The following is a 25561-nucleotide window of genomic DNA, read 5'->3' on the forward strand; positions in this document are numbered from 1 at the left end:
TAAAACCCCTATAAACGAGCTTTTTATGAATATAGATTATAGTAATGTCAAAGAACTTGATTATAACCAACTGTCACTCAGTCTCTTTTAACTGGACAGTACTGATAACTTTTCTTAAATTTATCAAAGCATAGCGCATTCTTCCCAAAGCGGTATTGATACTCACACCTGTTCTTTCAGATATTTCCTTGAAACTCATATCCTTGTAAATACGCATTACCAGTACTTCCAATTGATCTTCGGGAAGTTCTTTGATCAATTCCTTCACATCGGCTTCAATCTGGTCTTTGATGATCTGCTTTTCGGCATTTAAACAAGTATCGCTTAATACTGAAAAAATATTAAAATCACCGCTACTTTCAAATTTTGGCATTCTTTTATTTTTTCTGAAATGGTCGATCACGAGATTGTGCGAAATACGCATGACCCAGGGAAGAAATTTACCTTCTTCATTATATTTACCACGCTTAAGTGTGCGAATTACCTTAATAAAGGTGTCCTGAAAAATGTCATCTGCGACATCTTTATCAAAGACTTTAGAATAAATAAAACTGTAAATACGCTGTTGGTGGCGGTCAATTAGAACAGATAATGATTGCTCATTTCCATTCATGTAGTTTTTAACAAGACAAGCGTCGGTTAGCTCAACATGTTCCATAAGAGTTACTTTTTAAACAGGTGTTTGGGGAGACCTGGAGGTTATTAGTTATAGTTTAAAAAAGTAACTTTGTATTATAGGCGTTGAGTTTGTGGTTAAATTATGGACAAATATAACAGGAAAAAATTAACCTGCGCAAGAATTAGTTAAATTTTTTAACAAATTAATCCTCAGTACATTAGTTTAGCTCCTCATTCCATATAAAACTTTAGTTTAAGTATCTTTGCAATTATACCAAAAATATGCCCATGACAGTGGATGTTTCCCAAGTAGACCCAAAAGAAAATATTATAATAAAAGGAGCCCGACTCCATAATTTAAAGAATATAAATGCTGTAATCCCCCGGAATAAACTGGTGGTTCTCACCGGACTTTCAGGTTCTGGTAAATCCTCACTTGCGTTTGACACACTTTATGCCGAAGGACAAAGAAGATATGTCGAAAGCCTTTCATCCTATGCAAGGCAGTTTCTTGGAAGGCTTAATAAGCCTCAGGTGGATTATATCAAAGGAATTGCACCTGCAATTGCCATTGAGCAAAAGGTGAATTCCACCAATCCAAGATCTACCGTTGGTACTTCTACGGAAATCTATGATTACCTTAAACTGCTTTTCGCAAGAATTGGAAGAACCTACTCCCCTGTTTCAGGAAACGAGGTGAAAAAAGATACGGTGAGCGATGTTATTAATTACATCAAAACATTTCCTGAAGGAGAAAAAATGCTTTTGCTTGCTCCCATTCACATTGAAGAAGGGAGAACACCCAAAGAAAAAGTAAAAGTTCTACTTCAGCAGGGATACAGCCGAATCAAAATAAAAGATAAAGTAGTACGAATCGATGAAGCTGTTGCCGAAGATCTTAACCCCAATGAAATGTCACTCGTGGTAGACAGAATTGTTACCAAAGATGATGAAGATTTCTATAACCGGCTAGCAGATGCTGTGCAAACTGCATTTTTTGAAGGAAAAGGTGAACTTTCTGTGGAAATTCTTTCTGAAAAGAATACGCGACAGTTCAGCAATAAATTTGAGCTGGATGGAATGAGTTTTCCTGAGCCTAACGTGCACCTATTCAGTTTTAATAATCCCTATGGGGCCTGTCCGAAATGTGAGGGTTACGGAGATGTTATTGGAATAGATGAGGAGCTGGTGATACCAAATACATCTCTTTCGGTATATGAGAATGCCATTTTTCCATGGCGGGGTGAAAGCATGAGCTGGTATCGCGACCAATTGGTGAATAATTCCCATAAATTTGATTTTCCGATACATAAACCTTATTTCGAACTTACCCAGGGGCAAAAAGATCTCATCTGGAATGGAAATCAGTATTTCGAAGGCTTGAATCAATTTTTTGCTTTCCTGGAATCCAAGGCTTATAAAATTCAGAACAGAGTAATGCTTTCCCGTTACCGCGGAAAAACAAGATGTTCTGTCTGTAAAGGAAAAAGACTGCGTCCCGAAGCAAACTATGTGAAAATTGGTGGAGCAACAATTACCGAGCTTGTAGAAACACCTTTGAACAAGGTGAGGGATTTCTTTGAGCTACTGGAACTAAATACTTACGATGAGCAAATCGCAAAAAGATTGCTTGCTGAAATTAAAAACAGACTGGAATTCCTTTCAAAAGTAGGACTGGATTACCTTACGCTCAACCGAAAATCGAATACCCTTTCGGGCGGGGAATCCCAAAGGATCAATCTGGCCACCTCCCTTGGAAGCAGCCTGGTCGGCTCCATGTATATTCTTGATGAACCTTCTATAGGTTTACATCCAAAAGACACGCTAAAACTAATTGATGTACTCAAATCTCTGCGTGACCTGGGCAACACAGTCATTGTTGTGGAGCATGATGAAGATATCATGAAAGCCGCAGATGAGATCATTGACATAGGCCCCGAGGCAGGGACTTTAGGAGGGGAAGTTGTGGCCACCGGAAATTTCGAACAAATCCTGGCTTCGGAATCTTTAACTGCAAAGTACCTCAATGGATCTATGGAGATCAAAGTTCCGGAAAACAGGAGAACTGCTAAATATTTTATAGACATTAAAGGGGCAAGAGAAAACAACCTGAAGAATATTGATGTTCAATTCCCTCTTGGCGTATTTACAGCAGTTACCGGAGTTTCAGGAAGTGGAAAAAGTACACTAATCAAAAAGATCCTGTACCCCGCAATGCTGAAAGAAATTAGTGGTTATGGCGAAAAGCCGGGCCAATTCAGCAAGATTGAAGGAGACACTAAAAAAATTTCTACCGTAGAATTCGTAGACCAGAATCCTATAGGCCGATCATCAAGATCAAATCCTGTTACCTATATCAAAGCCTATGATGATATCAGGAATCTATTCTCCAATCAAAAGCTATCTGATATTCGCGCGTACAAACCCAAGCATTTTTCTTTTAATGTAGACGGCGGACGTTGTGAAACCTGTAAGGGAGAAGGAGAAGTCACCATAGAAATGCAATTCATGGCCGATGTCCATTTGATCTGTGAAACCTGTAACGGCAAAAGATTCAAAAAAGAGATTTTGGAAGTAAACTTCAATGATAAGAATATTGACGACATCCTCAATCTTACCATTGACGATGCCGTACAATTCTTTAAAGAAAGCGGCGAAGACAAGATTACTTCTAAACTGAAACCTTTACAGGATGTGGGATTAGGATATGTACAACTAGGTCAAAGCTCCTCTACCCTTTCGGGCGGGGAAGCCCAGCGTATCAAACTCGCCTCCTTCCTGGTGAAAGGAACTACCAAAGAAAAAGCTTTGTTCATTTTCGATGAACCTACCACCGGACTTCATTTCCACGATATTCAGAAATTATTGAAATCTTTTAATGCGCTGCTTGCCAAAGGACATTCCGTAATTGTTATTGAACACAATATGGACCTTGTAAAATGTGCAGATCATGTAATTGACCTGGGACTGGAAGGCGGTGAGAACGGGGGTTATCTTATAGCAGCCGGCACTCCCGAAGAGGTAGCAAAAAACAGAAAGTCATTCACTGCCCCGTTTTTAAAGGAAAAGCTATAAACTTTAGTTCCTTAAATTTAACACAGAAAAAGTTACAGAACTAATTTATGGCACAACCTTTGAAATAAATAATTTGAAATTTAGATGTTTATTTCCTTATGGAATTGAAAGAGTTCCATAAGAAATATGATAATTTTTTGGTTGGTTAGTTTGGAAACCCCGTAGCGCATTTAATGCCTTCGGGGTTTTCTAATTAAAGCATTTATTCATTTTTGGCACGTACTTTGAATTAACCTAATCAAACGACTCCAATCGCTTTGTTTAATTTAAAACTCACTATCATGAAAAAATTTTACAGCATACTTTTTTCTCTATTGGTGATTGGAGGGTCTGCAATGGCAGCACCAAAAATTTCCGAAGAGAACATTAATTACGGGTATGGAGATGCATTCATCTTCGTAGAAGGCGGCGTTGAATTTGCCGTATATCCTGACGGACAATTTGATTTCTTTTTTAATTCCCAAAGAAACGGATATAATGTTAATGTGGTGACACCACAGGTAAATATTAGCTTTAACGCTGGTCACAATTATGATCCTTTTGTGCAGTATGATGACTTTGGCGCAGTGATCCAGATAGAAAATGTGCCCGTTTTCTATGACTATTATGGCCGAATCATACAGGCTGGAAATGTTTATGTTTCCTACAACAATTTCGGAAGGATCTCCAGGATCGGAGGATTAAGGTTGCATTATAACCGATACAATCAGTACGTGAATTACTCCGGATTTATAAATACTTATAATCCTCACTACGTATATAGACCCTGGCACAACTATTATGTACGTCCACAGGCCCATTATGCCGTGGTGCACCATAGACCTTACCGGGCATATTATAACCCTACGAGAGTAACTTATAACTATCACGTAAATTATTATCAAACCTATTATAATAATGGGTATCAACGCAGTTATTACAGACCCGGGGAAAAAGTAATTTCCTATCATAGAGGTAGCAGGACAACTCAGGTACGGGATACCAGCCCGCAAAGGTTCAATTCAGATTATTCGGTAGCCACCAGAATGGACGACAGAAAGGAAACCAGAAGCAACTCCAGTAGTCGGACTAAAAGAACTGCTGTAAATACCAAACAAAGTTCTTCAAATACTATGTCTGAAAGCAGAGGAAGAAACAGCAATGTTTCCACCCCGGTAGAACGAAGGAACACCACTATAAGGGATACAAGATCTGTAGCAAAACAGACTCCTGCAACCCCTCAAAAAAGACAGGTTACAAGAGATAATTCGAGAAGCACTACAAGAAATTCGGCAGTAAATACTGCAAGAAGTGAAGTAAGAACAAGTACTCCTTCCTCCAGAAGCACAGGAAGATCTGCTACCGTGCAGTCTTCAAACAAAGCTTCTGCACCACAAACTACAAGCTCCTCAGGTTCGAGAAGTTCTCGTGGCAGAGGAAATTAAAATTTCATAATTGGTTTTTGGTTGGTTAGTTGGAAAATTCCCCGGATGTGTAAAAGCTTCGGGGATTTTCTTTTTTGTTAGTTAGGGGTTATTTGCCACAGATTTTAACCCGTGGATTGTTTTCAAATATAGCCAGGGCTTTAGCCTTAAATCATAGTTGGTTAATCTTAAATTTTTCTTTGTATATCAGGAAATAAATACTTTCGAGACTCAGAAGCCGGGGAAGTTCAGAATGAATGTAAATCCCATAACTACCTCTTTAGCTTCAGGAAATTTTGAATCAGAAGATTGATATCCTTTGAAAGTTTCAGGTAGAAAATCACCGGAAGATAAAGCACTCCAAGAATTACTGATTTCAGGATAATATTCACCACCGGATGGAACGCAAAATCCCAGAAATAAAATACCATGGAAAATACTAGAATTATGATTAATCCGTAGAGGGTTTTGGCTGTAAAAGGATATATTTTAAATTTCTTTCCCACAATAAATATTTTGGAAGTATTGTAGGCAGCAAAAGCCAGAAAAGTAGCCAAAGCGGCACCAAAAATTCCAAATTCAGGAATAAATAAAATATTAAGCACAAATGCCAAAACGGCAAGAAAGACCCCTATTGCCAGCACCAGCCGGTAATAATCGGAATTAAACAGAATTGCATTGTTATTCCCCAGCAGGTTATCATATAATTTCACGCATGAAATGAGCACGACAATCGAAAAACTAATCTGATATTCATCGGGTATTAACTCATACAGCTGCCGGACATTGGTAATGATCAACAAAAAAATGAATCCACTGATAATCAATAAATTAATCGAACTCTTTTCATAGAGCTCATTGAGGCCTTTCCTGTCTTTATTATTAAGCAAAGTAGCCGTCATAGGATAGGTGATTTGGTGCATGGCCCGGGAAGGCACGGCAATCACAGAGGCTATATAAACCGCAATTCCGTAGATCGCCACATTCTCAATAGGCAGGAAACGTTCTATCATCACCTTGTCCAGATCCAGCAACACCATTGCGACCGAACCGGCAATAAGAATAAGAGCTGAATATTTTAAAACAGATGATTTGTTAGCCGGCAGTTGAAAATTCAGTTTCGGCATATAAAGTTTAAAAGCATATAACTTCATTGCCACCGCTCTAAAAACGAATACCAGGGTCACTCCGTAAATAAAATCTTCTACAGAAAGCCATTCAAAATATACCGACAACAGCAGCAGTGAAACACAAATCCTGTGAAAAACTTCCTTCATGAAATTTCCAAATACACTTTGATAATTCACCTTTGACCAGGAAAAGAAAACCTCAAAATATGCAGTGGCCACTGCAATTACAAAAATGAGCCACACATAAGGTTTTACGAGCTCGTTTCCGTTGGAAAAATAACTCAGGATTAGATCGTAGGTTAAAAAGCCAATAAGACCTAAAACCAGTGCAATGCCCAGCGGCAAAAACAACATGAGGGTTAAGAATTGATCTCTTTCAGGTTCTGTTTTATAGGCCGAATAGAATTTTACCAGCGTGTTGTGAACTCCAAAAGCCATCAAAGGCCAGATGAGATTGGCTGCCGATAACAGGAAACTTACCAGCCCGTAATATTCCTGCTCCAGGAAATTTGTATAGAGGAAAAGGGTATTAATAGCACCAATGCCGAACCCGACGTAGGTAGTGATCAGGTTTTTTGCTGACTGGTTAATTATTATTCCCATGGATTTCCCTCTGTTCCCCTGATTTATAAAAGTTTTGCCAGCTCTCCGGTGAGGGCTTTTCGGCTGTATTTCTGAAGTCCGATAGGGTGCACTGTCAAATTATTTTCCCTAAAAGCTTCGTAGCTTGTAAGAAGATATGTTTTGATTTGCTCCTTTTCGGAATATTCAAAGAATTTTCCTGTATTTGTTTCGGTAATGATCCTTTTAATATCTGCTCCTGAAGGGCCTACTGCCAAAATAGGCCGCTGACTCACCATATATTCAAAAATCTTCCCAGGAATGATCCCTTTGGTTTCTTCACTGTCAATTTCGATTAGAAGTAACATCTGGGAACTCCGCTGAAGTTTTAATGCCTGCCTGTGGCTAACATACCCGTTTAATTCAAGGTGTTCGCTTAACCCCGCTTTGCGGATTGTTTCAAGTACCTGCTCCCCTACCGATCCTGTTAACCTCAGTTGAAAATCTTCTGAAAAAGCTGCATTTTCCGCAATTAGTTCAGCCATCGCTTTCCACAGGTTTTGCGGATTCCTTCCTGAAAGCAGGGAACCTATATGGGAAACAGTGAATTTCCGGTCCATTTCAGGCTTCGGAACAGTTTCCAAATCGTATCCGTTGGTGACCACCGTCACGGGGGTGGTGGTCATTTCCCTGAATTCACTTCGCGTCGTAAAGCTGGTAGTGATCAAATGATCTGCCTTATGCAGCACTCTTCTCTCCAGCTCCTTATGTTCCAACTGTGAGTTTTCGGTAAGTTTTAGTTTTTCATGATAACCAATTGTAGTCCACGGATCCCGAAAATCTGCAATCCATTTGATGTTTAGTTCCTCTTTGAGTCCCAAACCAATTAAATGCATACTGTGCGGAGGCCCGGTGGTAATAATGGTTTTTATCTCATTATCCTGAAGATATTCTGTCAAAAATTTTATGGAAGGTTTGATCCAGAATTTCCGGGCATCGGGGATAAAAAAATTCCCCCTGATAAAAAGCATGGCTTTTTCAATCAGATTCTGGTTCTCTTCTTCAGAAATAATCCCTGAACTTATTTGCTGCGTTTCCTTCTTTGAAAAAATTTTCGCCAGGGAATAAGGTTCAAAAATACGGTTCTTCACTACCTCTACATGTTTGGGAACCTCTTCTTCCAAAGAAGGATCCAAAAGCGGATAGTGCGGATTTTCGGGCACGTAAACCACCGGATCAATATTAAAATCCTTTAGGTATTTGGTGAATTTTAACCAACGCTGTACACCGGGACCACCTGCCGGGGGCCAGTAATACGTAATAATCAGGACTTTTTCCATAGGCCGCCCACAGTTTAGTATAGATTATTTCTGGTTTTTCCTGTATCCGTAAAAGAATCCACCAATAAGCAGTAAACCTAATAAAACAGAACTTGCCAGGGCAATGGTACTTCCTGTTTTTACTACTTCAGGTTCAAATTTGAAGGTCACTGTATGTTCTCCCTCGGGCAACACCATTGCTCTCAATACATAATTAGCTCTAAAATGTGGTGCTTCTTCTCCATCAATATATGCATGCCAGCCATGGGGATAATAAATTTCTGAAAAAACAGTCAGCTGTTCTGTATTTGCTGAATAACTGTAGATAATTTCATTAGGTTCGTAGCTTTCGAGCTGTATGCTGGCGTTGTTATCCACCTGGAAATTCAGTTGTGGTAAATGGTTTCTGAAGTTTTCATTCACAATGGCTGTTTCCTTAGTATTCAAATTTTCCAGCGCCAGGATCTCCTCATTGGCATTTTCGACTAATTTTACATTATTCACAAACCATGCATTCCCATTAGCTTCAGGATTTTGCTGTGCAGTCACTCCCTCTTCCGTTGGTACAATAAAATATTTTGTATTCAGCATATTAAGAACCTCCATGTGGTTCTGTGAAATGTAAAAATTAAAAAGATCCTGCATTCTGCCGGGCTTGGCAGCATGATAACCTCCAATGGAATTATGGAAATACGAAGTTCTTGCCGTGTTAAAAGGATTTCCGGAAAGGTCAAAAACCCTATAATGTCCATCATCCTGTATGATCTGTAAATCGGCCTGGTTTGCCTGGAAAGGCTTGTTCATCACCCTTGCATTCACAAAATCATCATTATTTACATACCTGCGGTCTATTCCCACAAGATCTATAAGGATTAAAAGAACAAATAATCCAGTTGCCAGGTTCCGGTTTACTTTCTGCTTAAGATATAACCAGATAACTCCTGCTGTAAGCAAAACAAAAATGAGAGAACGGATAGTATCTGCTGTAAAAACGGCTTTTCGATCTTCTTTTAAAGCCCTTACAAAGCCCGGCCCCAATTGCTGAAGCATAGATCCATCGCCTGCACCGGAGAAATTGAAAAGCATCGAGTGAAACAAAAGAAAAACAAGTGCGAGACCTCCGGTAACAATAGCGGACCATTTCAAGGCATGCATCTTTTTTTCCTCGTTTTCCTCTGAAAAGAAAAGTTTGGAAAGTCCTACGACTGCCAGCACCGGAACACATAGTTCAATGATCACCTGTATTGAGGAAACTGCCCTAAACTTGTTGTACATGGGCACATAATCGATGAAAAATTCGGTTAATAATCCGAAATTCCTCCCCCAGGAAAGCAGCAATGCCAATAGTGAGCCGCCAACAATCCACCATTTCAATCGTCCTTTAACCAGATAGAGCGCAAAAACAAACAGGAACAACACAGTTGCACCTATATAAGCTGGAGCGCCCACAAAAGGCTGGTCACCCCAATACGTAGGTGCCGATTCTGCAAATTGTGCAGCCTGTACAGGAGAAGCTCCCAGTTCCAGTAAAGCAGAATAAATATTAGATTCCCCTCCAATATCCTCGGAGCTGGATCCACCCATAAATCTTGGGATGAAAAGATTGAAAGTTTCGAGTACGCCATAGCTGTATTCGGTGATGTAATCATATTCAAGCCCGCTAGGCCGGGCTTCAGATCCATCGGGACTAATGGATAAACCTGTGTCTCCCCTGGTACTGAATTCGGCATATTCCTGCGTCGCCATCAAATTGGTGGCGTTGGCCCCTAAAGCAAGAACCACTGCAACCACCATTACGCCCAAAGCGGTAAAGTACTGAGGTAAGGTCTTTTTCCGGAATGCCTCGATCAGGTAGACGATTCCCAGCACGATCACCAGTAATAGCAGGTAATAAGTCATCTGGAAGTGGTTCGCTCCTATTTCCAAAGCCATTCCAAAGGCCAACAGTAAAAATCCAGTTATATATTTTTGCCGAAAACAGAGCAAAATACCGCCTAACACCCAAGGCATATAAGCAATGGCATGAGCTTTGGCATTATGGCCAACTCCAAGGATGATAATGAGATAAGTAGAAAATCCAAAAGCCAGAGCTCCCAGAAATGCCAGTTTGTAATCCAGTTTTAAAACCAGTAAAAGAATATATATTCCTATGAAATAAAGGAAAAGATAATCGGCGGGACGTGGTAAAAAACGCAATGCCGTGTCTATTTTTTTAATATAATTATTTGGATAATATGCACCCAGTTGATAGGTAGGCATTCCTCCAAAAGCAGCGTTTGTCCAGTACGGCTCCTCTCCTGTTCGCTCCCGGAACTCGTTTTGCTCCTGCGCCATCCCGATATATTGAGTAATATCACTTTGAAAAATTTCCTTACCCTGAAGAACCGGATTAAAATAGGCAAGGGAAATGATAATAAACCCCAGGAACACCAATACATGAGGAAGGAATTTCTTTAAGTAACCGGTCATATAAGAATTATTTTGGAAGGGAAATTAGTCAATTTCTTCATAATCGATATACTCCCCCACATCATTATTGGATTTCCTCTTGTTTTTTGGCTTCTTCTCAATAGTTACCTCTCCCTCCTTTTTCTTTTTACTTCCGGAAGGATCATACTGGTTAAAACTTTGTTCAAACTTTTTTCCCACTTTCCGCAGGATATATTTCAACAGAAGAGGTCCAAACCAACGGATAATAAGTTTTAATCCGAAGTAAATGAGGAGGATTATTAATACCACCCTTATCACTTCAGAAAATGAAGCTTCGTACATTATTAATTTTTTGGTAAAATTACCATTCTGTCCAAAGAAAACCATCATCACAGCCGAAAAAAATGATAAAATATCTATATTTGAATTAAACAAAACCTCCTGAAATATGCAGTTTTCCCGCGCTTTATCTTTACTTCTGTTCTTCGGAAGTTTTGTCTCTTATGCTCAATATACAGAGACCATAAATTCTAACAGACCTGGAAATTCGCAGGGTGCGTTTTCAGTTGGAACAGGAGTACTTCAACTGGAAACCGGAGGTAAATTCGGTGAGGATGAGCATGAGCTCTTAAACACAACTACAGATCTTTGGGGAGTGGAATATGAACTGCGTTACGGATTTTGGTTGGAAGAGCTCGAGGTAAACCTTAATGGGTCCTTTCTTTCCAGTACTACGAATTATATCGTAGCCGGAGCAGAACGCAGCCATGAAATAAGGGATTTCGACAGAAACACGCTAGGTGTGAAATACCTCCTTTATGATCCTTATAAAAACGGGGTGGAGAGGAAAGTTGATTTATACAGCTGGAAGGCAAATCAGAGATTCAACTGGAAACAGCTGCTCCCTGCGGTTTCTCTCTATGCCGGAGTAAATTTTGCCATGGATGACAATCCTTACTTATATGCTGAAGAAGGACAATTCACTCCCAGGGTCGCCCTGATTACCCAGAATAACTGGGCAGGCGGTTGGGTATTTGTCACTAACATTATAGCAGATAAAATTGGCCAGGAATTCCCTACCTACACAGGAATCGCCACCCTGACTCATTCCTTTAGCTCAAAATTTGCTGCTTTTGGAGAGTTCCAAACTATCATTAGTGATGTTTACAGTGATGAAATTGCCCGTGGTGGACTGGCATACCTGTTCCATAAAAATTTTCAAATGGATGTCTCTGGATTAGTAAATTTTAAAGACACCCCTTCAAGGTGGCAGGTGGCCCTGGGAGTTTCCTACAGGCTGGATATGCATAAGCAGGACCAGTACCTGGAAAGAGCTGATGAACTATAGGATCATTTGAATTGGTTATTTTTGGGCTGCTTTCAATTTATCTATTTGAAACTTTCTTTTGGCAATAAATGATCAATTCAATTTGATCGATCTTATAATAAACGCACACTTATAATGTTTGATTTCACAGGTACCTATACAGATCAATACCAGCTTGCCATGGGGCAGGTTTACTTTCAAAAAAAACAACAAGATAATAAAGCCACCTTTGATTATTTCTTCAGAAAGCTTCCTTTTGAAGGAGGTTATGCAGTATTTGCAGGCCTGGAGACTATTCTTGAAGTATTAAAAGATTTCAGGTTTAGCGAAAAAGATATTGATTTTCTAAAAAATCAGGGTTTCGGCTTAGATTACCTGGAATACCTGAAGGATTTTCGGTTTACCGGCGATATTTACAGTGTACCGGAAGGAGAAATTGTTTTTCCGACCGAACCCATTGTTAGAATAGAAGCAAATATAATAGAAGCTCAAATCATCGAAACTTTTCTTCTGAACATCCTTAATTTCCAGACTTTGATAGCTACCAAAGCCAGCAGGATGATGCTCCAGGCAAAAGGGAGAAAACTAATTGATTTCGGACTTAGACGTGCACAGGGCCCAGGTGGATACTATGCCAGCAGGGCAGCCGTGATAGGTGGATTTGAAGCTACCAGTAACACGAGAGCGGGAAGGGATTTTGATATTCCGGTTTCGGGAACCATGGCGCATTCCTTTATTCAGAGTTATGACGATGAACTCACTGCTTTCAGAGATTTTGCTGAAATTCATCCCCATAATTCGGTTTTACTGGTCGACACCTACAACACTTTGAAAAGCGGAATCCCCAATGCTATCATTGTAGGAAAGGAAATGGAAGCCAGAGGCCAGAAATTAACCGGAATACGGCTAGACAGTGGAGATTTGGCTTACCTGGCACGGGTTTCCAGAAAAATGCTCGATGACGCCGGATTAGAGTATGTAAAAATTGCTGTTTCCAATCAGTTGGATGAACATCTCATTAAGAGTTTATTCGATCAGGAAGCACCCATTGATATTTTTGGGGTGGGAACAAGCCTGGTAACGGGTAATCCGGATGCAGCGTTGGACGGGGTTTATAAACTCGCCTTTTTTGATGGAAAACCGCGTATCAAATTATCCGAAACTATCCAAAAAGTTACCCTTCCGCATAAAAAGCAGGTTTACCGGATTTTTGATGAAGAAGGAAATTTTAGCGGAGCAGACGTGATCACTCTTGTGGATGAAACAGAAATTTCGACCATGCACCATCCTTTCGACCCATTAAAGTTCCTTTCCCTTGAAGGCAGGACAAAAGAGCCGATGCTTAAAAAAATAATGGAAAACGGAAAAAGAATTTTTGAAGAACGATCTCTGGAAGAAATTTCGACCTATGCAAAGGAAAGACTTCAAAAGCTTGCTCCGGAATACAAACGCTTTTTCAATCCGCACATTTATAAAGTCGGAATAAGTGAAACACTCAGAAATGAAAGAGACAAAATTCTTCAGGAACATAAAATGAATTAAAACATGAAGACTCTAATAATTATAGATGTTCAAAATGATTTTATTCCGGGTGGTTCACTTGCCGTGCCGGAAGGCGATCAAATAGTCCAGGTAATAAATGCTATGCTTCCAAAATTTGATCTTGTTGTCGCCACGCAGGATTGGCATCCATCCGATCATAAAAGCTTCGCTTCAAACCATCCCGGGAAAGAAGTTTTCGAAAAAATAGAGCTCAACGGACTTACGCAACAACTTTGGCCTAACCATTGTTTGCGAGATAGTTATGGAGCGCAATTTCACCCGGAACTTGAAACTAAACCTATAGAAGCAATTTTCAGAAAAGGCATGGATCCTGAGATCGACAGCTATAGCGGATTCTATGATAACGGACATAAAAAATCCACCGGACTCGCCGGATATCTAAAAGAAAAAGGAGCAGAAGATCTTAACTTCTGTGGACTGGCTGCAGACATTTGTATCTACTTCAGCTTACTGGATGCTTTAAAAGAAGGCTTTTCTGCCACTTTAATTGAAGATGCATCCAAGGCCCTTGACACTTCAGGATTCACAAATATTAAGGAAGATATTAAAGAAAAAGGAGGTAAAATAATTACTTCAGAAGAGATATAATTCCCAATACTTTTTCCGAAGTAAATTATCTTCTATGCCATCTTCGGGTAAACCACCACACGCCGGCCTGCAGGAATCCGGTTAAGATTCCGGAGGTAATGATGTTTATTATTCCCGTAAAGACTCCATGCGTATAGTTATCTTCAAAACGGGAAGGCAGATCGAAATTATTTACAATTGCCTGTGTGTAATAACCAAAAATGCTAAAAGCAACTACAATAAACCCGTACGTGAAGTAAAAGAAGATATTTCGTTTTTGAGTCCATTTATAATAAATGGAAAGAAACACCAGGACCAACCAACTTACCCAGACACTAATCTGATAATTCACCAGACTTTGATGCGCCGCAGCTGCATTGGCAGCTTCAGATATCGTCTGCTCCAACTGAAAAATGCTGATCACCGGATAAGCCACGATGATTAGACATAGCACCAGTAATACAGGTTTTTTAGACATAACATTTAGGTTTTGATCAAATTAAAAAACAAAGGATACAAATATAGATTGCATCCTTTGCTTTACAATTTAAAAAAGTTATTTAGTCGATGATCTTTTTAACCTTTGACTTTAACCCTCCGGACATTTGCTCTTTTTGAGCAAATCCAGCAGGATCTGGTGCTCCTAAATTCGGTTCTTTACCAAATGGTTTGGCTTTATCAAAAGTAAATTCACCTTTTCCGTCCACAGATTTTCCTTCACTCCATCTGCCTTTAGCCTTGCTCTCACTATCAATTTTGGTAGAGATAAAATTATAGTTGAAGTTCTTATTCTCATCTGCCTGCGGGAAGGTATTTGGAATTGGATGGTTGCCTTCAAGTCCACCTAATTCTTCCAGTACGGCTAACCACTGATTCTGGTGCATGGTATCTCTCGCGAGAAGGAAAGACAGCATATCTTTCATTCCTCTGTCATCTGTAGCTTTCCATAGTCTGGCAGCTAAAGTTCTTCCTGCAGATTCGGCCGTTACATTCGCGTACATATCTGCAGCTATGTTACCGGTACCAATCACCCAGGAACCGTTAAATGGCACACCGCTGGCATCTACAGCCATTGCCCCCATTCCGGAAGATAAGATATGTCTAGGATTTGCTCCTCCCATTACCTGTTCCATAAAGGGGCTTCCCGCAGCGATATCATCTTTTAACTCATTGGAAGCTCCTTCAAGATTCAAGGCTACAGCGGTTGCCAGCATCTCTATATGAGCCATCTCCTCTGTACCTGTATCCAGCAGCATATCGCGATATTTTGCCGGTCCCCTGCAGTTCCAGGCCTGGAATAAATACTGCAGGCATACTTTCATTTCTCCTTCAATACCGCCTATCGCCTGCTGCAGCATTTTTGCGAATTGCGGGTTTGGTTTGTCAACTTTCACTTCATACTGAAGCTTTCCATCGTGGTAAAACATATTTTACAATTTAAAGGTTAATAAATCTTCTGCAGCAGATGTATGGTTATTATCTCCACTACAGAATCTCCATTCAATTTACTGACTAACCATTAGGATGGCAGTTAATTAACCTCTAAAACTATGTTATTCTTATGATAAGAATTCTACAGGAAATGTAGGAGATTTAGCACTTTCAATAGTTTTATAAATAAAAAATCCTGCTTTCGTTGAGCAAAAGCAGGATCTTTTATAGTTGTATAAATGATATCTATATTATTTCGCGATGTTTACTGCCCGGGTTTCCCGAATTACCGTCACTTTTACCTGCCCCGGATAGGTCATATCTGTCTGGATCTTCTGGGAAATTTCAAAGGAAAGGTTTGCCGCTTTATCATCGGTCACTCTTTCACTTTCCACAATTACACGCAGCTCTCTTCCAGCCTGGATAGCGTAAGCTTTCTTGACTCCTCCAAAACCAAAAGCGATGTCTTCAAGATCTTTTAAACGCTGAATATAAGAATCCAGCACCTGTCGTCTTGCTCCCGGTCTTGCTCCACTAATGGCATCACATACCTGAACAATTGGAGATAACAAAGAGTTCATCTCTATCTCATCATGGTGAGCCCCAATAGCGTTACAAACATCTGGTTTTTCACCAAATTTCTCTGCCCATTGCATTCCCAGGATGGCGTGTGGCACTTCAGTTTCTGCATCGGGAACTTTCCCTATATCGTGTAATAATCCGGCTCGCTTGGCCAGCTTAGGATTAAGCCCCAGTTCCGCAGCCATAACGCCACAAAGCTTGGCTACTTCCCTTGAGTGTTGTAAAAGGTTCTGCCCGTAAGAAGAACGATACTTCATCCTCCCAACGATCCTGATCAATTCCGGGTGTAATCCATGAATTCCAAGATCAATGACGGTTCTTTTACCAACTTCAATAATTTCTTCTTCGATTTGTTTCGTGGTTTTCTTCACCACTTCCTCAATACGAGCCGGGTGAATCCTTCCGTCTGTCACCAGTTTATGCAAGGAAAGTCTTGCCACTTCTCTTCGTACAGAATCAAAGCAGGACAGGATAATGGCTTCCGGAGTATCATCCACAATGATCTCTACCCCTGTGGCAGCTTCAATGGCACGAATATTTCTTCCTTCCCTTCCAATAATACGTCCTTTAACATCATCACTTTCAAGATTGAAGACAGAAACACAATTATCGATTGCTTCCTCTGTTCCTATTCGCTGAATGGTGTTTATAATGATCTTTTTGGCTTCCTGCTGTGCAGTTAATTTAGCTTCTTCGATCGTATCCTGAACCATTGCCATTGCATCGGCTTTTGCGGCATCTTTTAAAGATTCCACCAACTGAGCTTTCGCTTCCTCTCCCGAAAGGCCTGATATCACTTCCAGTTGCTGAATTTTACTATTATGAAGTTTTTCGACTTCTTCCTGCTTCTTCTCCAGGAATTCATTGCGATGGTTATAATCTTCGATTTTAGCCTCCAGGTCTTTGTTTAGATTCTTGTTTTTCGCAAGTTCACTGGAAACCTGAGATTCCTTATCCCTGATCCTTTTCTCGGCATCGGCTATTTTCTTATCCCTGCCAAGAATTACTTTTTCATGTTCAGATTTTAGTTCGATAAACTTTTCCTTCGCCTGAAGGATCTTATCTTTTTTGATGCTTTCAGCTTCCTGCTTTGCTTCTTTTAGAATTCCGGCAGCCGATTTTTTTGCTCTCTGGATAATTTTGGAAGCTTTCTTCCTCTCCAGGGCTTTAGCTATTCCAAAACCTACAGCAAGGCCAATTAAAACTGAAAAAATAATTATAGTAGTTGTTTCCATATGTTAGTTTATGTGTAAAAAAAAAGCCTGTACTAGTATGGTTTTGTATAAACTCTTTAAAATCACGTTTAGGGCTAACAAGCTGATCAAGTATCCGCTCAAAGACGGCACGCTTTTACAACTTAAACTCACCCTTTTTAAAGAATTGGTGTTGAGTTTATCAAAAAAAATAACTAATACAGGCAGTAACCTTAGTTTTATTTAAAGAACGTTAAACCATATGTTTCTGAAGTAAATCATCAAGTTCCCTCAATTTTTCTTCAGCCATAAGAGTTTCACTTTTACTATTTATGTCTTTCTGCTCAGTCTGGGCGGCAAATTGCAAGGCGCACATAGCCAGCACATCCTGTTTATCCCTAACGGCATAACTCTGTTCAAATTGCTTAATCATGCCTTCAATTTTTTTCGCAGCCTTTCTTAACCCCTCCTCCTGATTCGGATGAATCGTCAAAGGATAGACCCTATCTGCAATTGAAAGCTTTATTTTAAGCGTGTTCGACATTGTAATTTTCTTATTCGGAAAGTTGAACAATACATTGGTCAATTTCCCTTATCAAGCCATTAATTCTTAGCTTGGTTTCTTTTTTGTATTCGTTACTGCCCAGCAATGCATTTGCAGCTTTAAGGGTTTGTATCTTCTTATCTGAAGCTTCCAGATGTTCTCTCAAACGTTTGTTTTCAAGCTGAAGGTCTGTTAATTCGTCCTGCAGGGATTCGTTCTTTTGCTTTAGAAATTTATGCTCCTGAAGCAACTTAACTATCCTACGCTCTAGACTATCAACTATTTCCGATAAATTCCTCATTAAAGCTATTCGTGCTGCTAATACCCACAAAGTTAACATACCTCCCCAAATATCCCAATACTTTTGCCTCAATTTTTTTGCAATTATTAACAAAAAAATTAAACGCCTCAGGTGCAGGGTTTTAATTTTTGAGACTATATTCGCTATATTTGGCCACCTACTTTAAACAATCATAGCTCTACCTTTTATGAAGATAATCATTGCCTCTATTCTTAGCATTTACACCCTAACTTCTTTTGCACAACATGATCTGCCACAGGATTATTTTAATGATCCTCTGGACGTTGAACTGGTTCTTTCCGGTACTTTCGGAGAATTGCGCTCCAACCACTTCCACAGCGGATTCGACATCAAGACACAGCAGCGGGAAGGCCTTCCTGTGTATGCTTCTGCAGCAGGTTTTGTGAGCAGGATCAATATCTCGCATTATGGGTATGGCAAGGCAATATATATTCAACATCCTAACGGCTACACCACTGTATATGCTCACCTGCAAAAGCTCTCTCCCGAAATTGAAGCCTACATCAAAGAACGTCAGTACCAAAAGGAAAGTTATGAAATAGAGGTATTCCCTTCGGCGGAAGAATTACCGGTTGAACAGGGAGAACTGGTTGCCTACAGCGGAAATACCGGAGGCAGCGGCGGGCCACACCTACACTTCGAAATTCGTGATGGCGCACAGCACCCAATGAACCCAATGATGTTCGGGTTCGAATTAAAGGACAGCAAAGCACCAATTGTCAATTCAGTTTTTGTTTATCCTGTTGGGGAAGAAGCCCATGTAAATAATTCTACCGGTCGTCAAAAACTAAACCTTATTCCTCAAAGTGACGGTTCCTATACAGCTCAGACCATCAATGCCTGTGGGGAAATTGGTTTTGGAGTATCGACGGTAGACCAGCTGGATATGGCACCTAACCGAAACGGTGTTTTCAGGATCGAATCTACTGTAAATGGAGACAAAGTCTTTCAGGCAAATTTTGAAAAATTTTCTTTTTCAGAAACAAGACATTTAAATCAGCTTATAGATTACGAGTATTATTCCCGGCACCGTAGCAGGGTTCAGAAGTTATTTGTAGAGCCAAACAATCCGCTGAGTATTTACAGCAACGTAGTGAATGAAGGGTATGTAAATGTTCAGGACAGCCTCAACTACAACTACACCATCAGAATTTCAGATTTTGCCGGTAATGAACGGATCGTGAGAATACCTATTGAAGGAAAAATGCCGCAAAACATGCCCCCAAAAGAATACAGAACAACAGATTACTTTGTGAAATCTGATGAAGCGACTGCCTTTGAAAGTAACGGGATCGATGTGTATATTCCAAAAAGTAGTCTTTACCAGGATACGTATTTAGATGTCACTTTTGAGGATGAAAAAGTTCGTTTGCATCAGGACAACACGCCCATCCACAGCAATATAACCATTGGTTTTGATGTGAGCAAGTACAAACCTGAAGACCGGGAGAAAATGTTTGTTGCCAGGTTGAGCTCCTACGGAAATCCTATCTATTCCACCACTTATAAAGAAGGAGACCGGTTTACCACAAAAACCCGGACTTTTGGCACTTATACCCTCTCACAGGATACTAAAGCGCCGCGGGTAGTGCCTGTGAATTTCAGCAACGGCAAATGGATCTCCAGCAACAAAGACCTGAAAGTAAAAATTACCGATGATCTTTCCGGAATTAAGGATTTTCGTGCGACGGTGAACGGGAAGTTTATTTTGATGGAATACGAATACAAACAGAACCTGCTCACACACAACTTTAGCGACGGAGTTGTCACAGAAACCGAAAACAAGCTGGAAATTGTAGTGACAGATAATGTAGGGAATACCACTACCTTTGAAAGCACCTTTTTCAGAAAACAATAATCCGGTTGAAAATACATCATTTTTTACTCCTTTGCAGCCTTCTCTACGGGAACAGCATTTATTCTCAGACGACAGGTATTAAAGGAGTAATTCTTGATGAAAATAAGAACCCGGTTTCTTCAGCAACTGTTCAGGTAGCGGGAAGTGTGGGGACCGAGACCGATGAAACAGGATTCTACCAGCTGGAACTTCCGGACAACAGGAAGTTAACTATCAGCATCTCTCATTTAAGTTTCACCAACCTCGAATTCTATATTACACTGGAAAAAGGACAGTGGGTGGAAATTAATCCTGTTTTAACTTCTGAAATAGAAGACCTCTCTGAAGTGGTAATTTCACCCGAAGAACTGGAAAAACCATTTGGAGTCACTGTTTTATCCCCGGAGACCATTAGAAGCTTGCCCGGTGCCAACGCCGGAGTAGAAAATTTGCTAAAGACGCTGCCCGGCGTGAGCTCCAACAACGAACTAAGCACTCAATATGCTGTGCGTGGCGGGAATTATGATGAAAACCTGGTATATGTAAATGAAATTGAAATCTATCGTCCGTTTTTGGTTCGCTCAGGGCAACAGGAAGGATGGAGTTTTGTAAATTCAGATCTGGTGCGAAATGTGCATTTTTCGGCAGGTGGTTTTCAGGCGAAATATGGAGATAAACTTTCTTCGGTGCTGGACATCACCTATAAACGTCCGGTGGATTTTGGTGCGACTCTGGATGCCAGTTTACTGGGTGTGAATGCTTCCATTGAAAATGCTTCCGAAGATCAAAAATTTAGTGCCATTGCCGGAATCAGGTTCCGGGATAACAGCCTGTTTATAAATTCCCGGCAAATCGAAACGAATTTCCGGCCCATCTTCGCAGATGCACAAACTTACCTTACCTACCAGTTTTCAGAGAAATTTGAAGTCAGTTTCCTCGGAAATCTGTCCCTCAACAAGTACAGTTATGAGCCGCTCACACGGCAAACAAATTTCGGGACACTCCAGGATCCAAGAGCCCTCATCGTTTACTATAACGGCCGGGAGGAGGATCTTTATCAAACTGCCCTTGGTGCTGTTAAAGCTTCCTGGGCTGTAAATGAAAGTTATACGGCCAAATTTATTGCCTCAACATATCACACGCGGGAGCAGGAATATTTCGACATCGTTGCCCAATATAGATTAGGAGAAGTAAATGCAGAAATTGGCGGGGAAGATTTTGGAAAAGTGGAATTTTCTGAAGGTGTTGGTTCGCAGCTCACCCATGCCCGAAATAACCTGGATGCCCTGATCGTCAACCTGGAGCACAAGGGAAATCTCCTTCTGGGCGAACACCAGATCGAATACGGAATTAAATTTACCCATGAAGATATTCGGGACCGACTGCGGGAATATGAAATGATCGATTCCGCCGGATTTTCCCTTCGGCCTCCCCTGCCCGACCTTCAGAACAATGAGCCATACCAACCTTTTGATGCTCCATTGGCTTCTTATAACTCTGTAAGAGCACAGAACGAGACACAAATCAACAGAGTTTCCGGGTTTTTGCAGTGGAGCAAAAGAGCCACTTTAGGAAACCATGAAGCCTGGATGAACATTGGAGTCAGGAACCACCTCTGGACCTTGAACGGAGACGGAATTTCTTCAGAAAACCAGTCGATAATAATTCCGAGAGCACAGTTTGCCATGAAGCCAGATTGGAAAAAAGATATGCTCTTCAGGCTTTCGGGGGGATTGTATTATCAGCCTCCCTTTTACCGGGAATTACGGGATTTCTCTGGAAAAGTAAATCCTGATGTAAAAGCGCAGCAAGCATTGCACCTGGTACTTGGGAATGAGTATAGCTTCAGGCTTTGGGAAAGGCCGTTTAAGCTGATTACAGAAGCTTACTACAAAGATCTGAACAACGTCAACACCTATACGCTGGAAAATGTAAGAATTCGTTACAGCGCCACGAATGAAGCCGAAGCTTATGCTTATGGATTAGACCTGCGAATGAACGGAGATTTTGTTCCCGGTACAGAAAGCTGGCTGAGCTTTGGATATTTGAAAACCGAAGAAAACAGCAACAACCGGGGCTATATTTCCCGTCCAACAGATCAACGGTTGAAGTTCGGAATCCTTTTTCAGGATTATGTCCCCACGATCCCCGATCTAAAAATGTACCTGAACTTGGTTTATAACACCGGACTGCCCGGAGGTTCTCCCAACTATTCTGATCCTTACCTTTACCAATCCCGCCTGCCCGATTATAAAAGAGCTGACCTTGGGATTTCATACCTCCTTAAAAACGATCTTCCAAACCAGAAAAACTTCACCTGGCTCCAGGCTTTTGAAGAATTCTCCATAGGCTTTGAAATTTTTAATCTTTTTGATTCCCAAAATTCCATCACCAACACCTTTGTTAGGGATATTTATTCCAAAAATCAGTACGCCATTCCGAACTATTTGACGCCCCGGGTTTTTAATGTGAGAATTGGAATGAGACTGTAGAAGATTAAAAAAAAATTAAGTGATTACATTAAATCACGTGAAAATCAATATATTAATTATTTACGTCTTTGTCTATTTACTACCTAACTTTTAACTCTAGGATCTTGTCTCTTGTTCTTGTTCTTGTTCTTGTTCTTCTTCCTACTTCTCAATAAATTCTTTCAGCACTTCTACCACATAATCCAGGTCTTCTTTGGTATTATACCTTGAAAAAGAGAATCGAAGAGAAGGTTTTTTCAGGTCTTCTTCGTGTAAGAATGCATTAAGCACATGCGATCCTTCTTCGCTTCCGCTTTGGCAGGCGCTTCCTTTGGAGCAGGCGATTCCTTTGAGGTCCAACTGGAATAACAGCAGCATCGCTTTTTCCTGAGAAACAGGTAAACACACATTTAGTAGTGTGTAAGTGCTATTTTCAGGATCACTGCAGGCTCCATTAAATTTTACACCAGGAATTTCCTTTTGAAGCTGTTCCATAAAATGGCTTTTCAGGGAAGAAATATACTCCCGCTCTTCGTCCAGGTGTTCATAAGAAAGCTTCAATGCTTCTTCCAGCCCCACAATATTATGAACAGATTCTGTACCTGCACGATATCCACGCTCCTGTTCCCCGCCAAAGATAAGAGGCTGCAGTCCACTGTTTTTTCTAATAAAAGCAAATCCAACCCCCTTTGGGCCATGAAATTTATGTGCACTCACTGCAGTAAAATCAATTGGGACTTCAGCTAGATCAAGCTTAAAATGTCCAACAGATTGAACGGTATCACTATGAAAAAGTGCTTTATTGGCCTTGCACAACCTTCCCACCCTTGAAATATCCAGCAGGTTACCAATTTCATTGTTCACGTGCATGAGACTTACCAGGGTCTTTTCTTCGGAAGAAGTCAGCAGTTGTTCCAGATGTTCGAGATCCGCTTTTCCGCAGTTATCCAGCTTCAAGTATTCTACAGTTATTCCGTATTCCTTCTCCAACTGCTCGATGGTGTAAAGTACGGCATGATGTTCAATTCTTGAAGTAATAATTCTTTTGATACCAAGATCACGCACGGCACTGTTGAGCACAAGGTTATCTGCCTCGGTCCCTCCCGAAGTAAAGATGATTTCGGAGGGCGAAACGTTTAAATGTTTCGCTACAGTTTTTCTTGCCTGCTCAATCAATGTCTTTGCTGAGCGGCCAAAAGAATGAATGGAAGAAGGATTACCGTAAGTTTCCTTCATTACGTCTGCCATTTTTATAACCACTTCTTCACGAATTTGTGTGGTGGCGGCATTATCTAAATACACTTTTTTCATGGCCGCAAAATTAAGAGAAATAAAATTATTTTACAGAAGTCTCGTTATAAAGTGTGATTTACTTTAATTTTGCTCAAAACCCGCACAATGAAGAACTACTTTCTGGCACTTTTTGCCGCTCTTTTTTTAATTTCCTGTGATGACGGAGACCTGATTGTGACTGATTTTGATTTCGATGATAATAATATCGAGACTTGTGCGGGAAGGGACGACCTGCAGGTCTTTTTTAAGCTGAACAATGAGTTATCGAATGAAGCCATAGCACTGGTGTTTGAATTGGAACCAGTCGATGAAGATTTCTTAATAAGAGAACTGGATGAACCTCTAACCATTGAGTTGGACGACCAGAATTTCGTGGTTTACAGAACTTTTGACGGAGAAGTAAGTGCCGACTATTTTTGTAATGAAGTTCCTCCTACTTCTCCCAATGTAAACGAGGAATATCGCAGTACTACCGGGGGCGAGATTATAATTAACAGCGTTCGCCAGAATACCGAGGACCATGACCAGGATGGAGTTCTATCTTCTGTAGAAATGGCAGTAGATGCAGCACAAACTGCAGATGGGTATCCCGATAGTGATGGCGACGGAATTCCAGATTATCTGGATATTGATGATGATAACGACAACGTCCTTACATCCTATGAAGTCAATGATGTGGAAGCAGAAGCTACTGCAAACGGATTTCCGGATTCTGATGGTGACGGGATTCCCGATTATCTGGATACTGATGATGATGGTGATGAAATATTAACACGGAATGAAGTTTCTAGCGAGAACCAAAACCCTGGCAATAATGTAAATGAAGATGGCCTGCCCGCCTATCTTAATCCAGAAATAAGTGATTTTTTCCCGGTTAGTGATACCATTGTGAGGAAAAATGATATCCAGGTATCTTACCGGTATTTTGTTAATCTAGAAAATGTAACTCTGCAAAGACAGGGCGGTGACGGAGAATCAATTACTTTGGGCAACTATGAATTCGGAATTCTTAATTCAACTACAGAAACAATTACTTATCCGTTAGAAGATGAAGACAATGGGGAACCTGAGGATTCTGAAGAAGAAGAAGAAGAAGAAACTGAAGGTGCAGACTAACTAAGCGTTCTGAAATATGTACACTTCGGTGGCCCCAAGACCGTACTTCTGGTAATCGGCATCGTAGTATTTTAAATTCTCATACCTGCTAAAAAGCGTATCGAGTTCGGCTTTTAAAACCCCTTCCCCTACTCCGTGAATAAAAACAACCTTCTGGATCCTTTTGCTCATCGCAAATTCCAGTTGTCTTTTTGCCGTATCAAGCTGTATAGTTAACATATCATAATTACTCATTCCCCTATAGGAATTGACCAATTTATGAATATGAAGATCAACTTCCATTGCAGGTAAATGCCGCTCTTTTGGTTTGATCCGTTGAGATTTTCGCTTCTTAAAAGATTCTTTTTCCCTGATTACTTCTGAAAAAACTTCAGGATCATTTGGCACAAGATCATGAGGAGCTTCTATCCTTACCAGTTCGTTTTCCTGAAAATCCAACAGGAAACCTTCTGTAGTTTCAATGGAAACCGTATTTCCTTCCACAGACACCACCTTTCCCTCAAGCGTGTCATCAAGCACTGCTACTTTCTCTCCCGGTTTATACATAGCTATGGATTTTTATCTACATCGGAATTCTCATCTTTCTTATGGTCATCTTTGGTTTCCACCCAGAAGTTAGTCGCCCTGTACAAGCCAAACATAAGAAGCACCAGTCCAAGGATCATGAGATAAGGGTGCTTTTCGGTGGTAGAGATCTGGTATATCAACAGAGCACCACCAATAATTATGCATGCCGTATTGACCACCTGGGAAGTATTACTTTTCATAAATAATTGTTT

Annotated in this window: 21 protein-coding genes and 1 other RNA gene; 8 read left to right on the forward strand and 14 right to left on the reverse strand. The window is 40.5% G+C overall.

What is annotated here, in order from left to right:
* Positions 1-73 precede the first annotated feature (73 nt).
* Complete coding sequence (locus IE056_RS17425) at positions 74-658, reverse strand: RNA polymerase sigma factor (RefSeq protein ID WP_189606271.1); 585 nt, start codon at positions 656-658, stop codon at positions 74-76.
* 248 nt (positions 659-906) lie between these two features.
* Between IE056_RS17425 and uvrA the strand changes: the two genes are divergently transcribed.
* Together uvrA and IE056_RS17435 are read left to right on the forward strand one after the other, a co-directional pair.
* A complete protein-coding gene (uvrA, locus tag IE056_RS17430) occupies positions 907-3693 on the forward strand; it encodes an excinuclease ABC subunit UvrA (protein ID WP_189606300.1) in 2787 nt (928 codons plus the stop codon).
* A 281-nt stretch (positions 3694-3974) separates the two neighbouring features.
* Positions 3975-5117 carry a hypothetical protein gene (locus IE056_RS17435; protein WP_189606272.1) on the forward strand — a complete coding sequence of 381 codons (1143 nt, stop codon included), beginning with the start codon at positions 3975-3977 and terminating at the stop codon, positions 5115-5117.
* A gap of 251 nt (positions 5118-5368) precedes the next feature.
* Here the strand turns inward: IE056_RS17435 and IE056_RS17440 are convergent, their stop codons facing one another.
* Genes IE056_RS17440 through IE056_RS17455 form a run of 4 tightly spaced genes read right to left on the reverse strand, consistent with a single transcriptional unit; the run spans position 5369 to position 10878 of the window.
* Complete coding sequence (locus tag IE056_RS17440) at positions 5369-6829, reverse strand: lipopolysaccharide biosynthesis protein (protein WP_189606273.1); 1461 nt, start codon at positions 6827-6829, stop codon at positions 5369-5371.
* Between the two features lie 23 nt (positions 6830-6852).
* Positions 6853-8127, reverse strand: a complete 1275-nt coding sequence (locus IE056_RS17445; RefSeq protein WP_189606274.1) for a glycosyltransferase family protein — start codon at positions 8125-8127, stop codon at positions 6853-6855.
* A 24-nt stretch (positions 8128-8151) separates the two neighbouring features.
* Positions 8152-10575, reverse strand: coding sequence for a YfhO family protein (locus IE056_RS17450; RefSeq protein WP_189606275.1), 2424 nt, complete (start codon positions 10573-10575; stop codon positions 8152-8154).
* A 24-nt stretch (positions 10576-10599) separates the two neighbouring features.
* The gene (locus IE056_RS17455; RefSeq protein WP_189606276.1) at positions 10600-10878 is read right to left on the reverse strand and encodes a DUF4834 family protein; all 279 of its coding nucleotides are present in this window, start codon (positions 10876-10878) and stop codon (positions 10600-10602) included.
* 106 nt (positions 10879-10984) lie between these two features.
* Here IE056_RS17455 and IE056_RS17460 point away from each other — a divergent pair, with 106 nt between their 5' ends.
* From IE056_RS17460 to pncA, 3 genes are all read left to right on the forward strand, one after another.
* A complete protein-coding gene (locus IE056_RS17460) occupies positions 10985-11884 on the forward strand; it encodes a transporter (protein ID WP_189606277.1) in 900 nt (299 codons plus the stop codon).
* A 114-nt stretch (positions 11885-11998) separates the two neighbouring features.
* Positions 11999-13405, forward strand: coding sequence for a nicotinate phosphoribosyltransferase (locus tag IE056_RS17465; RefSeq protein ID WP_189606278.1), 1407 nt, complete (start codon positions 11999-12001; stop codon positions 13403-13405).
* Positions 13406-13408: 3 nt separating this feature from the next.
* Positions 13409-14014 carry a bifunctional nicotinamidase/pyrazinamidase gene (gene pncA, locus IE056_RS17470; RefSeq protein ID WP_189606279.1) on the forward strand — a complete coding sequence of 202 codons (606 nt, stop codon included), beginning with the start codon at positions 13409-13411 and terminating at the stop codon, positions 14012-14014.
* 25 nt (positions 14015-14039) lie between these two features.
* On the opposite strand, the gene IE056_RS17475 is transcribed toward pncA, so the two are convergent.
* The 6 genes from IE056_RS17475 to IE056_RS17500 all read right to left on the reverse strand — a co-directional run bounded on the left by IE056_RS17475 (position 14040) and on the right by IE056_RS17500 (position 18044).
* On the reverse strand, positions 14040-14471 hold the full coding sequence (locus IE056_RS17475) for a hypothetical protein (RefSeq protein WP_189606280.1): 432 nt from the start codon (positions 14469-14471) through the stop codon (positions 14040-14042).
* Positions 14472-14553: 82 nt separating this feature from the next.
* Positions 14554-15420 (reverse strand): manganese catalase family protein, encoded by an 867-nt coding sequence (locus IE056_RS17480; protein ID WP_189606281.1) that lies wholly within the window; start codon positions 15418-15420, stop codon positions 14554-14556.
* Positions 15421-15675: 255 nt separating this feature from the next.
* On the reverse strand, positions 15676-17241 hold the full coding sequence (gene rny, locus IE056_RS17485) for a ribonuclease Y (RefSeq protein ID WP_189606282.1): 1566 nt from the start codon (positions 17239-17241) through the stop codon (positions 15676-15678).
* 49 nt (positions 17242-17290) lie between these two features.
* Positions 17291-17398: non-coding RNA, 6S RNA (gene ssrS, locus IE056_RS17490), on the reverse strand.
* Positions 17399-17452: 54 nt separating this feature from the next.
* Positions 17453-17743 carry a cell division protein ZapA gene (locus tag IE056_RS17495; RefSeq protein WP_189606283.1) on the reverse strand — a complete coding sequence of 97 codons (291 nt, stop codon included), beginning with the start codon at positions 17741-17743 and terminating at the stop codon, positions 17453-17455.
* A gap of 10 nt (positions 17744-17753) precedes the next feature.
* Positions 17754-18044 (reverse strand): coiled-coil domain-containing protein, encoded by a 291-nt coding sequence (locus IE056_RS17500; RefSeq protein WP_189606284.1) that lies wholly within the window; start codon positions 18042-18044, stop codon positions 17754-17756.
* A 187-nt stretch (positions 18045-18231) separates the two neighbouring features.
* On the opposite strand from IE056_RS17500, the gene IE056_RS17505 reads away from it, so the two are divergent.
* Complete coding sequence (locus IE056_RS17505) at positions 18232-19923, forward strand: M23 family metallopeptidase (RefSeq protein ID WP_189606285.1); 1692 nt, start codon at positions 18232-18234, stop codon at positions 19921-19923.
* A gap of 11 nt (positions 19924-19934) precedes the next feature.
* Positions 19935-22394 carry a TonB-dependent receptor gene (locus IE056_RS17510; protein WP_189606301.1) on the forward strand — a complete coding sequence of 820 codons (2460 nt, stop codon included), beginning with the start codon at positions 19935-19937 and terminating at the stop codon, positions 22392-22394.
* 141 nt (positions 22395-22535) lie between these two features.
* Here the strand turns inward: IE056_RS17510 and IE056_RS17515 are convergent, their stop codons facing one another.
* Positions 22536-23684, reverse strand: a complete 1149-nt coding sequence (locus tag IE056_RS17515) for a cysteine desulfurase family protein (RefSeq protein WP_189606286.1) — start codon at positions 23682-23684, stop codon at positions 22536-22538.
* An 87-nt stretch (positions 23685-23771) separates the two neighbouring features.
* On the opposite strand from IE056_RS17515, the gene IE056_RS17520 reads away from it, so the two are divergent.
* Complete coding sequence (locus IE056_RS17520; protein WP_189606287.1) at positions 23772-24782, forward strand: hypothetical protein; 1011 nt, start codon at positions 23772-23774, stop codon at positions 24780-24782.
* On the opposite strand, the gene IE056_RS17525 is transcribed toward IE056_RS17520, so the two are convergent.
* Entirely contained in the window at positions 24783-25328 is a 546-nt protein-coding gene (locus IE056_RS17525) for a DUF8465 domain-containing protein (protein ID WP_189606288.1), read from the reverse strand.
* 2 nt (positions 25329-25330) lie between these two features.
* Complete coding sequence (locus IE056_RS17530) at positions 25331-25549, reverse strand: hypothetical protein (RefSeq protein WP_189606289.1); 219 nt, start codon at positions 25547-25549, stop codon at positions 25331-25333.
* Positions 25550-25561: the final 12 nt, after the last annotated feature.

The sequence above is a fragment of the Salinimicrobium marinum genome, assembly GCF_014651535.1.
In the GTDB taxonomy this organism is placed as follows: Bacteria; Bacteroidota; Bacteroidia; order Flavobacteriales; family Flavobacteriaceae; genus Salinimicrobium; species Salinimicrobium marinum.

Coding starts and splice junctions, on each gene's coding strand:
- rny (WP_189606282.1), bottom strand. CDS start 17,241: ATGGAAACAACTACTATAATTATTTTTTCAGTTTTAATTGGCCTTGCT.
- IE056_RS17505 (WP_189606285.1), top strand. CDS start 18,232: ATGAAGATAATCATTGCCTCTATTCTTAGCATTTACACCCTAACTTCT.
- IE056_RS17440 (WP_189606273.1), bottom strand. CDS start 6,829: ATGGGAATAATAATTAACCAGTCAGCAAAAAACCTGATCACTACCTAC.
- IE056_RS17500 (WP_189606284.1), bottom strand. CDS start 18,044: ATGAGGAATTTATCGGAAATAGTTGATAGTCTAGAGCGTAGGATAGTT.
- IE056_RS17450 (WP_189606275.1), bottom strand. CDS start 10,575: ATGACCGGTTACTTAAAGAAATTCCTTCCTCATGTATTGGTGTTCCTG.
- IE056_RS17460 (WP_189606277.1), top strand. CDS start 10,985: ATGCAGTTTTCCCGCGCTTTATCTTTACTTCTGTTCTTCGGAAGTTTT.
- IE056_RS17530 (WP_189606289.1), bottom strand. CDS start 25,549: ATGAAAAGTAATACTTCCCAGGTGGTCAATACGGCATGCATAATTATT.
- IE056_RS17445 (WP_189606274.1), bottom strand. CDS start 8,127: ATGGAAAAAGTCCTGATTATTACGTATTACTGGCCCCCGGCAGGTGGT.
- IE056_RS17495 (WP_189606283.1), bottom strand. CDS start 17,743: ATGTCGAACACGCTTAAAATAAAGCTTTCAATTGCAGATAGGGTCTAT.
- IE056_RS17480 (WP_189606281.1), bottom strand. CDS start 15,420: ATGTTTTACCACGATGGAAAGCTTCAGTATGAAGTGAAAGTTGACAAA.
- IE056_RS17435 (WP_189606272.1), top strand. CDS start 3,975: ATGAAAAAATTTTACAGCATACTTTTTTCTCTATTGGTGATTGGAGGG.
- uvrA (WP_189606300.1), top strand. CDS start 907: ATGACAGTGGATGTTTCCCAAGTAGACCCAAAAGAAAATATTATAATA.
- IE056_RS17520 (WP_189606287.1), top strand. CDS start 23,772: ATGAAGAACTACTTTCTGGCACTTTTTGCCGCTCTTTTTTTAATTTCC.
- IE056_RS17525 (WP_189606288.1), bottom strand. CDS start 25,328: ATGTATAAACCGGGAGAGAAAGTAGCAGTGCTTGATGACACGCTTGAG.
- pncA (WP_189606279.1), top strand. CDS start 13,409: ATGAAGACTCTAATAATTATAGATGTTCAAAATGATTTTATTCCGGGT.
- IE056_RS17425 (WP_189606271.1), bottom strand. CDS start 658: ATGGAACATGTTGAGCTAACCGACGCTTGTCTTGTTAAAAACTACATG.
- IE056_RS17465 (WP_189606278.1), top strand. CDS start 11,999: ATGTTTGATTTCACAGGTACCTATACAGATCAATACCAGCTTGCCATG.
- IE056_RS17475 (WP_189606280.1), bottom strand. CDS start 14,471: ATGTCTAAAAAACCTGTATTACTGGTGCTATGTCTAATCATCGTGGCT.
- IE056_RS17515 (WP_189606286.1), bottom strand. CDS start 23,684: ATGAAAAAAGTGTATTTAGATAATGCCGCCACCACACAAATTCGTGAA.
- IE056_RS17455 (WP_189606276.1), bottom strand. CDS start 10,878: ATGTACGAAGCTTCATTTTCTGAAGTGATAAGGGTGGTATTAATAATC.